This is a genomic window from Desulfosarcina sp., assembly GCF_033791525.1.
Classification (GTDB): Bacteria; Desulfobacterota; Desulfobacteria; order Desulfobacterales; family Desulfosarcinaceae; genus Desulfosarcina.
In genome coordinates this window covers 1-11,372 of record NZ_JASJGN010000097.1, presented here as the reverse complement: position 1 = coordinate 11,372, position 11,372 = coordinate 1, and the positions used below count along the sequence as shown (strand labels likewise).

Below are 11,372 nucleotides of genomic sequence, written 5' to 3'. Positions count from 1 at the left end.
GGATATCCTTGATCATGATTTTTAACAGATCACTTTTTCTGACTGCTGTGAGGTAGGCTGGCCGATCCGCAACGAAGCAGCCTCGGGAAGCTTGTCCGTGGTTACCTTCTGCCAGCGTTCCTCTAGCACTTCTTTCGCCACTTGTTCAAGGAACTCCGGTGCGGCCCACTCATGCACATTGAAGTCAAAACATACGTACCATAATGCCGTTCGAATATCGGCATGACGATTGATTTCGAGAATCCGCATCATATTGATGATATTAAAAATAATTTGTGTTATCAACTGCAAATTAACACATGGATCGAAAAAAATTCGATCGAATGCATTATTTTTGTTGCAGCGCAACATTTTAGAGGCAATGTTCCTTCCGGCAGAAAGACCGGAGACAGGGCGCCAATTACATCAACCGCATTTTTTTTATTGCGCCACCTGCTACCATTGCATGGAATATCTGACTGGTGGATTCAGTATAAATCTTTTGGAACTGGGCTTATAAATTTTGGATTTCATTAAATTTCTTAAGGTTATCGTCAAATCAACATTCTGTTGGAAGGGCTGACTGCCGATGGCACAAGCTTTGCTGTAATGTGGATATTATTTCATGGGGTGAGTTGCATACTTTTTAAGGTAAGTGATGCAAGATCCCCTGCGGAGGAACCCGATGAAAAAAGCCTTTGTCCTTATCCTTATTGCCCTCCCGGCCATCCAGTCTTTTGGCTGGAGCATGCTTGCTGGCACGATCGGCACTTTGATTCTGGCTGGATTTTTCAGCGGCATCATGAGTCTGGAAACACTGTCCATCCTTCTGCCCATAATTGTGGGCGCCAATGCGGCCATCTCCGGCTATATGCTGATCGAACGCACTGATGATGAAATCAAACGAAAAAAAACGATGGCTGCGGCTGTGGGAACCATGGTGGCACTCGGTTCATTTATTTCGGTCAACGCCTTATGCATGCAATTGGGTGGTTTTTTTCTGATGTCCGCTTCCCAGGGGCTGGTTGCAACCGTCACCGGCATCGTCGGCGGATGGTCCGGTGGGGTCCTGGCAGTAAAGTACAAAGAACTCCAGCGGCAGGTTCCCCTCCGTTGATGGTTTTTTTGCACCGACAGCAATTCGAATTGGTTTGGATGCAATAAAGGTATTGCACTTTTTTTAACGGCTTGCCCGACAGGAGGGCGATTTTTAATTTTTCTTAGAGGAGGTTGATAATGAAAAAAGTATTATTCCCAGCTATTATGGTCACAGTAATAGCCATTTTCGCGGTAAGCGGTATCTGCAGTGCCGCAGCCACCATTTCCTCAAGCGAATACAAGGCAGGGGATATGGTCAGCATTGAAGGTATGATCCCACCCGGTCAGGAGTTATACATCGCGGTGGCGCAACAAAAGGAGTTTGCCACACAGGATACCGATGGCGCGCATGAAGTTAAACGCTTTAAAAAGGATATGAAGAAAGCCAATTTCAGCGCGGACACCAAGATTCCTCCGATGTACTACATGATCACCAACAATCCGGATGCCTTCGGCATGGAGGGGAAAAAGAAATTCGGTGGTCCCTCAGTACTCCTGGGCAAGGGCGGGGGCATCTACAACACCACCATGTACTACCTGAAAAAGAAATTCGCCGAAGTCGATCCGGCCGCACAGGCTATGCTGGGTCCCATCCAGACCGAGGAACAGTGGAATTTTCTCAGGTATGCCAACGAGTCCAGCTACGGCATCAACACCATCGTCAAAGAAGGAAATAAAGTAGGAAAGGTGACAATATTTTCCCGCACGGTGATTACCGATTACGCCACGAGCGGCAAATACTGGGACAAGGGAACGTCCATCAAACTGGACAAAGCCACAGGTAAATTCACGGCGACCTTTAAATCCTACCGCCACACCGCACCGGACACCGGGTTCGACGTGTACGTCAACGGCGAAAAAAGTGGTTCCTACAGCATTGCCGGCAATGGCTTCTGGCTGAGCAAAGCCTATCGTTACATGAACCCCATCTGGATCACCCTCGGCGCCATTCTCGTCGGCACCTATTTCTCCATGATCGGCGCTGCCGGCGGCATGCTCATGGCAGCATTCCAGGTACTGGTCGTTAAAACCGCCGGTCCTGTGGGCATCAACGCCGCCAATGTTTTAAAGCCTTCCAACATGGCGCTGACCCTTTTCTCACCTCTGGGTTCGTTCTATCGCTATGCGGTGGTGGAACGGCGCGTCGCGTGGCCGGTTGGGCTCTCCTTCGGGCTCGGCATCTTCATCGGCTCCATCTGGTTGGGCAAGTATGTGTCTGCCGTCCTGCCCCTTAAGGCCTACAAGGAGTGGCTGGCCGTCCTGGTCGTAATCATGGGCATCCAGACCCTGCGCGAATTGTCGCCGAAAATGATGGAAAAACGCAAAAACATCAAAGCCATGGTGAAAAAGTTCAACGATGCCGTGGCCAAGGCTAAATCTGAAGGCTCTTCCGTGGAGATGGGCAAAATCGAACCGGTCAAGAGCAGTCTGGTGGATTACCGGTTCAAGTTCTGGGGTGAAGAGTTCAAAATCAATCCCCTGCTTTTCGCCATCCTCGGCCTGGCCATTGGTGTGGTATCCCGATCTTTCGGCATCGGCGGCGGTTTTCTGCTGGTACCGGCGATGACGACGCTTGGCGCGCTGCCCATGTATGTAGCCGTTCCGATTTCGCTCATCGGTACCTCCTTTTCCAGTATCGGCTCCTTTATCGGGTACATGATGACTGGTTACTATCCGGACCTGTGGCTGATGATCTCCATTATTATCGGTGGGTTTGTCGGCGGTATGCTGGGCAGCCGGGCACAAAAGCTCTTCAGCGAAAAAACACTGAAGGTAGTGCTGGCCATCACCTTGTTCTTCCTGTTTTTCCGGTTCTTCAAAATTGAGATCTGGATCTAATCGATAGGATAGGATAATGATGGGGGAGGGCATCCGCCTTCCCCCTTTTTGTTTTCAACAATACGGCCATAACAAAGGGCTGCTGCTGCATTTTCGCCGGAATAACAATGGATGAACACGTAAAAAGTCGCATTCCAGACGGTTTCGTAAAAAGCCCGAGATCAAGGCTTGCGAGTCCTGAGGAATGAGGCGTACTTACGGTACTCCGCAGTGACGAAGGATGAAGCGTAACGCAGATATCGGACTTTTTACGGGACCGTCAACAATGGATGAATTCCTGGACCTGGTGTGGGATAAAATCGTCAATGGGTGCGAACATATCGCCGCCTTGCTGGACGCTATCCTGGCACCGCTCAACCATCGCATCGGCCCGGCGATGGTAATTTTGATACTGGTGGTGGTGCTGGTCGCTTTTACCAAACTGTTGGCCAGGGTATACAACACCAAACGATATGCTGAACTGAAAGAAAACTACGAACACTGGTTTGAATTGCGAAAAGAAGCCATGGCCGGCGAAGATCGTGAAAAAGGCAAAGCACTGGCAAGAAACATTGATCAGGCCCATCTCAATAAAGCCTACTACGACTACTTTTTTGAGGGGTTTTTAAAGAGTATCATCACCTCAATCCTGCCGATTCTCCTGACAGCGGCGTACATCAACAGAGCTTATTCACCCGAGAACCTGAACCAGCATGTCGGACAGGCGTATATCTTTAAGTTCTCACGTGAAGCCAGCGATCCCGTCATCATCAGTGCCTTTTTCTGGTTTGTGATATCCCTTTTTCTGGTTTTCCTGGCATGGTTTATCATCGGTATCGTTCTTAAAAAGCATATCGATAAAAAAAAGACCGGGCACGTCGATTCGGGAACTGAAGCAACGCCGTCCGACGGTTCTGCAGACTGAACCTCCGTCCAATTTATCGTATCGGCAAACCCGAATGGTTTTCCACGATGGTTCCAACTGGCAGAGCAGTTCAGGTACCACCTGAAGCAGAAGCCTTGCAAATATTGGCTTATACATAGGGTCCTTTTGGACGTATGAAACCTAAATCAATCATTATCAACCTTGTTGGATCGATCCTTTTTCTGGTGGTGGCAGCAGTTAGTCCCGCCCTGGCCACCCAGGGCCACACCGGCATCGAAGGCGTGTGGGTCCACCAGTTCGCCCACCTGTTCTTCCTCTTTTCAATGATGCTGCTGATCTATTGGCTCAGGCAAGCGGGGCTGGTGAAAGTGCCCGGATGGCGCTACATCCAGTATGCCGCACTGTTCTTCATTCTCTGGAATGTGGACACATTGCTGGTGCACTTTCTGGATGAGCAGATCCAGGCCGTCAGGGTGGACAATCTCGGCGACTGGCGGATCCGGGTCGTGGCCACCGGCGGCCGCACATGGCTGGCGGCCGTCTACTACCTGGCAAAACTGGATCACCTGCTGTGTGTGCCGGCCATGATCTTCCTGATGCTGGGGCTACGCCACATGCTCAAAGAGGTGGGTCCGGTTGAATCCGGCAAGGGTGTCCGGTAATGAACGGTTCCCTGATTCCGATCTGGTCAGTGGATGTGGTCGGTTCCATCCTGATGATTATCTTCGCATTTCTGAGTTTCGGACTGTGTCTGAGACTTAAGCGGAAAGACCCCAACAACATCATCGTCACCTACCTGTTGTGGGTATGCCTGGCGCTGTTCGTCTTTGCCATCTCCCGGTCCGCCGGTCACCTGGTCAAACAGATTTTCCTGCTGTCCAATCGGCCGGACCTGTGGACGGCCATACAGCCCTTTTCCGGTGCCATCAACACCTTTACCTTTGTCATGGTGGGATCGGTCACCCTCTTTTTCGAACGGACGTGGGCGATTTACGGTACTATTTTAAAGGACCGCCAGGCGCTTCAGAATGCCCACGAAGAATTGCTCTACCTCAACCAGAACCTGGAGCAACTGGTGGATAAGCGCACCGAGGCCCTGGTCATTTCGGAACAGAAGTACCGACGGATTTTCGAAGTTTCCAAAGATATGATCCTGGTGACGCGCAAGGATGGCCAGATCCTCAACCTGAACCCGGCGGGCAGGAGCCTGGTCGGCTTCAATGCAGCCGACAGTGAGGACAAGATCCATGGATTCGCTTTCCAGGATTTTTTATCCGGCCCCGCCGACTGGGATGCAATCAGTCGACAAATCGAGGCTCGCGGATTTATCTCGAGTGAAGAGTTCGACCTGGCCCTGAAAGACGGCACCCGGCGCCGGATGCTGCTTTCCGGCAGCCTGGCCAAAAGTCCCTCCGAGGAGGGTGAAACCATACATTTTCTGATCAAGGATATCGAGCAGCGCCGGCTGATGCAAAAACAGATGGCCCAGGCCGACAAATTGGCCTCCATCGGTGAACTCTCCTCCGGGATCGCCCACGAGATCAACAATCCGTTGGGCATCATTTTAGGCTACACCCAACTTCTGCTGCGTGGTGAAGAACCTCGGTCGGACCGCTTTAACGATTTGAAAACGATTGAAAAACATGTCAAATCCTGCAAGGCCATCGTGGAAGACCTGCTCAATTTTGCCCGGCCATCCAGCCCCCAGAAAAAGAACCTGGACATCCACGCCGTCATTGACGAGGTGATCGGTTTCGTGCGTCACCACAGCAACCTGGAAAATATCCAGATCAAAACCGTTTTCGCACCCGATCTCCCACCCTCGCTCATGGATGAAAAAAAAATCAAGCAGGTGCTCATCAACCTGTTGATGAATGCCATCCATGCGGTGGACCAGAAAGGCACCATTTCCATTGCCACCGGGCTCAATGAGTCGGCCAGGCGCATCACGGTGGAGGTGTCGGATACGGGGCACGGCATTGAAAAAGAAAACCTGCTGCGGATCTTCGATCCCTTTTTCACCACCAAACCCACCGGCGAAGGCACAGGCCTCGGGCTTTCGGTCAGCTACGGCATTATCAAGGGGCACGGCGGCAACATTACCGTAAAAAGTGAACTCGGCCAGGGCGCTACCTTTACACTGTCCCTGCCCGTCTCACCCCCGCTTTCAGGGAGATAAACCATGGCACAGAATCTTCTTATCGTTGATGACGAACCGGATATGCTCACCCTGCTGAAACGCAGTCTGGAGCCCGAGTTGGACTGTCAGGTAGATACCGCATCCTCGGGAGAAGCGGCCCTGGAAATGCTGCGTGCCACCGACTACGACCTGGTCCTGGCAGATATCAAAATGCCGGGCATCAGCGGACTCGAGGTTCTGGAACGGGTTAAAGCCGATCGCGGCGAAGAGGTTACGGTGGTGATGATGACCGCATACGGGCACATCGAGATGGCCGTGGAGGCCATGAAACGAGGCGCCTATGATTTCGTCACCAAGCCATTCGATCACGATGCACTGGTCATGCGGCTGGAAAAAGCCTTCGAACGCAGCCGCCTGCTCAAAGAGAACCTGAGATTGCAGCATGAGTGCCACGCTACGGAGATGTTCCAGGAACTGGTGGGAAAAAGCCCCAAGATGCAGCGGGTGTACGAAACCATCCAGATGGTTGCCAAAAACGAACTCACCGTACTGATCACCGGCGAATCGGGAACCGGCAAGGATCTGGTCGCCCGGGCGGTCCACGCCTTGAGCAATCGCAGCAAACGCCCCTTTATCGCCGTGAACTGCCCCACCGTTCCGGAGCTGATTCTGGAAAGCGAGCTGTTCGGCTACAAGAAAGGGGCGTTTACCCATGCCACCCGGGATAAGAAGGGTCTGTTCCAGGAAGCCCACAGCGGTACCATATTCCTGGATGAAATCGGAGACATCACGCCCACGATCCAGACTAAACTACTGCGGGTTCTGCAGGAAAAGGAGATCAAATCACTGGGCGACGCCCGGCCAATCCACGTGGATGTAAGAATTATCGCTTCCACCAACCAGCCATTGGCTGAAAAAATCAAATCGGGTGATTTCCGAGAGGATTTTTTCTACCGCCTCAACGTCCTTCCCATCAAATTGCCGCCGCTTCGTGAACGTCCTGAGGACATCCCACTGATCGCCAATCACCTGCTGGAAAAGCACTGCACCAAGCTGGACAAGCCCCTTAAGCGTTTTTCTACGGAATTGATGGACATTTTTATCGGCCGCCGCTGGGAGGGCAATGTGCGTCAGATGGAGAACATGATCATGCAGGGGATTCTGTTTTCCGCTGCCGAGGAAATTAAGCCCACGGACGTAGGCATCACGCGAAAGCCTGCAAACGGGGCAATCGCTGAGATGTCACCGTCTTTGGACCTGCCCTACAAAGCGGCCAAAGAGAACAATCTGAGTGCCTTCAATGCCGCCTATATCGGGCACATGCTTACCCTGAGCCAGGGAAACGTCACCCAGGCGGCCAAAGCCTGCGGGCTGGAGCGCCAGGCGCTTCAACAGATCATGCGCCGTTACGGCATCACCGCGGATCCGTATCGGCAGTAGTCCCCGCGCCTTTCTTGATCGAACCCATGACAGGCGGTGCACCGGAATCGTTTAAGAATAATCAGCGATGTCCCGTTAGGATATTGCTGGCAAAAACCCAGCTATCCCAAGATTCGATAACCAGTACCTGCCGAGGCCTTTTTATCGAAAGTCACGGTATAGTCACATCCATTGGCCAGATAACGAACGAGGACATTGGTGACAAGATCGATCATCGTCCGCTCCCGCCTTCTGCGATTGCCGCATTCATCGCGTCCACGGATACCGGTTGCTTGGGTTTAGGCAAGATTCCCTTCAACTCCCTGACATCTGATTTAACCGGCATAAAAGTTATCGTACCGTCATCCTCAATAAAAAAATGAATGCGATCTCCCGGATGGATATTCAGCCGTTCACGAATGGGTTTGGGAACCGTGATTTGCCCCTTACTGGTCAATGTGGCCGTATTCATCACTGGATTTCCTTTTATTTTAATTTTTTCCTTACTTTTTATTGAGGACTTTTTAATGTCAACAGAATGGATCGTTCCTCTCAGGATGGCGGAAACTCTGGGGATGCAATACTCACGGTTCAATCGGAAAGCCGCCGTCGCGCCAGCGGGTCCATCCGTTTTTAAGATAGCGGACATTGTTGAACCCGTTGAAAAAAAGCAGTTCGGCGAGCGCCGGTGCCAGGTGGCAATCCGCTCCATCGCAATAGGTCACGATCACGGTCGCCGGGTCGGTCGCGGCCAGAAATTCGTTCAGCCAGATCTCCTGGTCCGCCGTATACAGGTGAACGGCCCCTTGGATGTGTCCCGCTTCAAAATCAGCGGAATGGCGAGCGTCGGCAAAAATGGCACCATTTTCCTGGTGGAGGCGTACCGCATCCTCGATGGAAATTACCGAAAAACCGCTTTCAGAGAGTGACTGCTGCGCGGCGTCTTGGTTTAACGATGCAGGATTGATACCGATCTTGTCGGGTCTGACCGCATAGACGGCAATGGCAATAGCCACGGCTGTGCCGATCAGGATGAGCGCTTCGTTGGCGGCCTGTTTTAACATGGGGCCAAAACCTTTGATTTATTGAGCAGATGCATTATTATCTGTAGCTGCCGGACGTGAGCAATATAGCCATTTCGTGGTTAATATCAACCGCATTCCTATCCGGCTGGCCAAATACCCACACCCTCAGCGTTTTCCCAGCACACCGGGAAAATAGAAACGGAGAATGATCATGTGCGATGTCAATGTCTTTGTCGTGAAAAACGGGGTGGAAGAAAAAGTACTCGAAAATGTGGAACTCATCGAGGAGGTCTCTGACGGCATGCGGCTGGTTAACATCTTTGGTGAAGAACAGACGCTCAAGGCCAAAATGGTGCGCTACGACAACAGTGAAAAAAGGATGGTTTTCCAGCCGATATAGTCAGTGTCCATCCAGAAATTGGCAAATTGGGTTGAGATCAAGGCATGCGAAAAATTTTATCGCAGGTGCCCTGAAAAAAATGCCCTTGGGGTGTATATTGTTGATATTCCGAGGATAAAAGCGTTCGCATAACTCAGATATCAGGCAAATTGGCCATTTGTGGATCGGCACTAGTTAGTCGTAGGTCTCGATGTATAGCCGCGAATCGCCGAACTTTTCGTCAATCAATGCGGTCGCATCCCGGATCATGGCCCCCCGACCGCACAGATAAAAGTCATAGGTGCCCGGTTTAAGCTGCTGCTCCAGGTAATGGGTGACACGGCCCGGAAAAGCGTTGTCCGGGCGACCCATGTTTTCGGAAGATCGGCTGATGCAGGGCACATAGTCACGCAACGCTGATTGCAGAATATCCCGGTAGATCAGCCGGCCAGGTGTGCCCACGCCATGAAGCAGGAGGCCGGTGCCCACCCCACTCCGGCAAAAGGCCACAAAGGGAGCAACGCCTGTTCCCGTAGCCACGAACACCGCCGGATTCGCCGGGCCCTGGAAAACAAAATGACCATGCGGCCCGGTCAACTGGAATGTGGCGTCGATGTCGGCATTCTGGATGTCACTGGAAAACCGCCCCCCGTCCACCATGGCGATGCAAAAATCGATCGTCTCGGCATCAGGGGTGGAAACCATGGTGTAATCCCGCTCGTAGCCATCCATTTCCAGACGCAAAAACTGGCCGGGAATAAAGGCGACACCCTCCGGTCGGGTCAGCCGCAGTTCAAGAATACCGGGAGCCAGCCAATGCCGGTCCACCAAGCGTGCGGAAAAACAAGGCGTGCCATCTACCCGTTCCACAGCACATCCCGCTGACCCTGGTTATGATTGCACAATCGGGCGAGTACAAAGAGGTAATCGGAAAGCCGGTTGAGGAACACGAGGATATGCTTCATGGTTTCGGTGGGGCCCGAATCACCATCCTCATATTCAACCAGTTCGATGACGCGTCGTTCAGTTCGCCGGCAAACCGTGCGGGCCATATGGGCCAGTGATGCGGACAGGTGCCCCCCGGGCAGGACAAAATGCTTCAATTCGGGCAAGGATGCGTTCATCCGGTCGATCGCGGCTTCCAATGTATTGGCGGGGTCAATCGTAAATGGATTTAAAAACCGGGTGGATTCGGCGCCGGGAGTCGTGGCCAGCCAGGCGCCGGATTCCAGCAGCAGCGCCTGAATGGCCTGGATTTCATCCTTCATCCCGGATTGTCCCTCATCCAATGCCGCCGCAACCGCTCCGATCACGGAATTGAGTTCGTCCAGATCGCCATACGCCTCAAGGCGCGGGCTGCTCTTTGAAACCCGTTCTCCGCTGAAAAGGCTGGTTTTACCCCTATCTCCCGTGCCGGTATAAATTTTCATGTCGGTCTCCCTTTGCGTTGCCGATAGCGAACGCAATCCACTACTCCTTTTTGCGGTTTCTGATCATCCGGCTGGCCATGAAAAACCAGAGCAAGGTGATCGCCTGAAGAGCCAACATGACAAAAAAACCGCTGCGATAGCCCGCCAGGGCGTATTTCCCGTCGGCACCGACCGGCCATTGGCCGATGATGGCCCCGATGGCCCACTGACCCAGGAAGGCGGCGATAAACACCAGCAGATTGACGGCGGTGGTGACCCGGCCGGACAGCTTCACCGGAAACCGCTGGGATAGGGCTGCATAGGCGATGATACCCGAGGTGCCGAAAAAACCGAAAAGCACCCACACGGGAAGTGCCCAGCGCACCGGCCCCGCCAGAACCAGCACCTGCACGCCCATGAACAGACCCATCCCGGTCACAGCCGTCGCAAGCACGCTGATGCCCGAGCGGCTCAATCGCTCGGCCAGCGACCCCAGCAGGATGAATCCTGCGATCATGGCCACAGCGATCCAAAGCAGCACATTGGCCACCGCCATGCGATCCAGTCCGGCCACATCCTTGAGCCAGGGCCCGGCCCAAAGCCCCTGTACGGAAAGAAAGGACGCCTGGGACAGGGTGGTTAGCGGTGCCGCCCGCCAGAATTCAAGGCTGGTAAACACGGTTTTTACGCCCTGCAACTGGTGTTTAAAGCTTTCGCCGGCCCCGCTGGACGGTTTTTCGGGGACCACGGTGTACACAGCCACCGCCACCAGCAGGGTGAGCACGGCCAGCACCATGAAGACGCCGCGCCAATCCGTCACCTGCAGAGCCGCCTCCACCGGTGCTGTCGCCGCCTGTGGCCATGCACAATATCGACTACATGTCACATGTTGTTGTGGAAGAGCGCTGCATTATTTTCAATGTCAACGAGCTTATCACCACCGACCATGCAAAATTCGGAAATGGTGTAGTGATGGACGGTGAAAACGAGGATGTGAGAATCTGGCTCGAAATTGCCAACGAGGCCGGCGGTCGGAAGGTTCTTCCGTTCGACGGAATGCTGCCCGCCGATGCATGGATATGGTCCAAGTACCGAGACGACAAAGTGCTGATGGACAGATTCATCGAAATGACCTGCAAGATAAAAGATTCCCGAAGAGGACAGTACGGACGTATCGGTACCGAAACGGTTATCAAGGACTGCCGAGTCCTTAAAGATG

General features: G+C 52.9%; 14 protein-coding genes. 8 read left to right on the top strand and 6 right to left on the bottom strand.

Annotated elements, in window-relative coordinates; all coding sequences use genetic code 11:
• Positions 1-21: 21 nt before the first annotated feature.
• Positions 22-351 carry a hypothetical protein gene (locus tag QNK41_RS04680; protein ID WP_319254260.1) on the bottom strand — a complete coding sequence of 110 codons (330 nt, stop codon included), beginning with the start codon at positions 349-351 and terminating at the stop codon, positions 22-24.
• Positions 352-664: 313 nt separating this feature from the next.
• Here QNK41_RS04680 and QNK41_RS04675 point away from each other — a divergent pair, with 313 nt between their 5' ends.
• The 6 genes from QNK41_RS04675 (at position 665) to QNK41_RS04650 (ending at position 7,361) form a co-directional block, all read left to right on the top strand.
• Entirely contained in the window at positions 665-1,096 is a 432-nt protein-coding gene (locus tag QNK41_RS04675) for a hypothetical protein (protein ID WP_319254258.1), read from the top strand.
• Between the two features lie 119 nt (positions 1,097-1,215).
• The gene (locus QNK41_RS04670) at positions 1,216-2,916 is read left to right on the top strand and encodes a sulfite exporter TauE/SafE family protein (RefSeq protein ID WP_319254256.1); all 1,701 of its coding nucleotides are present in this window, start codon (positions 1,216-1,218) and stop codon (positions 2,914-2,916) included.
• 220 nt (positions 2,917-3,136) lie between these two features.
• On the top strand, positions 3,137-3,820 hold the full coding sequence (locus tag QNK41_RS04665; protein WP_319254254.1) for a hypothetical protein: 684 nt from the start codon (positions 3,137-3,139) through the stop codon (positions 3,818-3,820).
• 134 nt (positions 3,821-3,954) lie between these two features.
• Positions 3,955-4,443, top strand: a complete 489-nt coding sequence (locus tag QNK41_RS04660; RefSeq protein WP_319254252.1) for a hypothetical protein — start codon at positions 3,955-3,957, stop codon at positions 4,441-4,443.
• Positions 4,443-5,960, top strand: coding sequence for a two-component system sensor histidine kinase NtrB (locus tag QNK41_RS04655; protein WP_319254250.1), 1,518 nt, complete (start codon positions 4,443-4,445; stop codon positions 5,958-5,960). The genes QNK41_RS04660 and QNK41_RS04655 overlap by 1 nt, the downstream gene beginning before the upstream one ends.
• A 3-nt stretch (positions 5,961-5,963) precedes the next feature.
• Complete coding sequence (locus QNK41_RS04650) at positions 5,964-7,361, top strand: sigma-54 dependent transcriptional regulator (protein WP_319254248.1); 1,398 nt, start codon at positions 5,964-5,966, stop codon at positions 7,359-7,361.
• A 211-nt stretch (positions 7,362-7,572) separates the two neighbouring features.
• On the opposite strand, the gene QNK41_RS04645 is transcribed toward QNK41_RS04650, so the two are convergent.
• Positions 7,573-7,935, bottom strand: coding sequence for an AbrB/MazE/SpoVT family DNA-binding domain-containing protein (locus QNK41_RS04645; protein ID WP_319254246.1), 363 nt, complete (start codon positions 7,933-7,935; stop codon positions 7,573-7,575).
• On the bottom strand, positions 7,925-8,404 hold the full coding sequence (locus QNK41_RS04640; RefSeq protein ID WP_319254244.1) for a rhodanese-like domain-containing protein: 480 nt from the start codon (positions 8,402-8,404) through the stop codon (positions 7,925-7,927). The genes QNK41_RS04645 and QNK41_RS04640 overlap by 11 nt, the downstream gene beginning before the upstream one ends.
• 172 nt (positions 8,405-8,576) lie before the next feature.
• On the opposite strand from QNK41_RS04640, the gene QNK41_RS04635 reads away from it, so the two are divergent.
• Positions 8,577-8,765: a CooT family nickel-binding protein gene (locus QNK41_RS04635; protein WP_319254242.1), complete on the top strand. Its 189-nt coding sequence runs from the start codon at positions 8,577-8,579 to the stop codon at positions 8,763-8,765.
• Positions 8,766-8,939: 174 nt separating this feature from the next.
• Here the strand turns inward: QNK41_RS04635 and QNK41_RS04630 are convergent, their stop codons facing one another.
• The 3 genes from QNK41_RS04630 to QNK41_RS04620 are packed head-to-tail and all read right to left on the bottom strand — an operon-like array spanning position 8,940 to position 10,973.
• Positions 8,940-9,614, bottom strand: coding sequence for a ferredoxin--NADP reductase (locus QNK41_RS04630; protein ID WP_319254240.1), 675 nt, complete (start codon positions 9,612-9,614; stop codon positions 8,940-8,942).
• On the bottom strand, positions 9,602-10,174 hold the full coding sequence (locus QNK41_RS04625; RefSeq protein WP_319254238.1) for a cob(I)yrinic acid a,c-diamide adenosyltransferase: 573 nt from the start codon (positions 10,172-10,174) through the stop codon (positions 9,602-9,604). The genes QNK41_RS04630 and QNK41_RS04625 overlap by 13 nt, the downstream gene beginning before the upstream one ends.
• 40 nt (positions 10,175-10,214) lie before the next feature.
• Positions 10,215-10,973 carry an MFS transporter gene (locus tag QNK41_RS04620; RefSeq protein WP_319254236.1) on the bottom strand — a complete coding sequence of 253 codons (759 nt, stop codon included), beginning with the start codon at positions 10,971-10,973 and terminating at the stop codon, positions 10,215-10,217.
• Positions 10,974-11,014: 41 nt separating this feature from the next.
• Between QNK41_RS04620 and QNK41_RS04615 the strand changes: the two genes are divergently transcribed.
• The coding region (locus QNK41_RS04615) for a DUF4954 family protein (protein ID WP_319254234.1) at positions 11,015-11,372 on the top strand (358 nt) is incomplete at its 3' end.

Excerpts from the sequence above, each read along its gene's own strand:
- QNK41_RS04680 (WP_319254260.1), bottom strand. The coding sequence starts at position 351 with ATGTTGCGCTGCAACAAAAATAATGCATTCGATCGAATTTTTTTCGAT.
- QNK41_RS04660 (WP_319254252.1), top strand. The coding sequence starts at position 3,955 with ATGAAACCTAAATCAATCATTATCAACCTTGTTGGATCGATCCTTTTT.
- QNK41_RS04665 (WP_319254254.1), top strand. The coding sequence starts at position 3,137 with ATGAAGCGTAACGCAGATATCGGACTTTTTACGGGACCGTCAACAATG.
- QNK41_RS04635 (WP_319254242.1), top strand. The coding sequence starts at position 8,577 with ATGTGCGATGTCAATGTCTTTGTCGTGAAAAACGGGGTGGAAGAAAAA.
- QNK41_RS04650 (WP_319254248.1), top strand. The coding sequence starts at position 5,964 with ATGGCACAGAATCTTCTTATCGTTGATGACGAACCGGATATGCTCACC.
- QNK41_RS04640 (WP_319254244.1), bottom strand. The coding sequence starts at position 8,404 with ATGTTAAAACAGGCCGCCAACGAAGCGCTCATCCTGATCGGCACAGCC.
- QNK41_RS04675 (WP_319254258.1), top strand. The coding sequence starts at position 665 with ATGAAAAAAGCCTTTGTCCTTATCCTTATTGCCCTCCCGGCCATCCAG.
- QNK41_RS04655 (WP_319254250.1), top strand. The coding sequence starts at position 4,443 with ATGAACGGTTCCCTGATTCCGATCTGGTCAGTGGATGTGGTCGGTTCC.
- QNK41_RS04625 (WP_319254238.1), bottom strand. The coding sequence starts at position 10,174 with ATGAAAATTTATACCGGCACGGGAGATAGGGGTAAAACCAGCCTTTTC.
- QNK41_RS04670 (WP_319254256.1), top strand. The coding sequence starts at position 1,216 with ATGAAAAAAGTATTATTCCCAGCTATTATGGTCACAGTAATAGCCATT.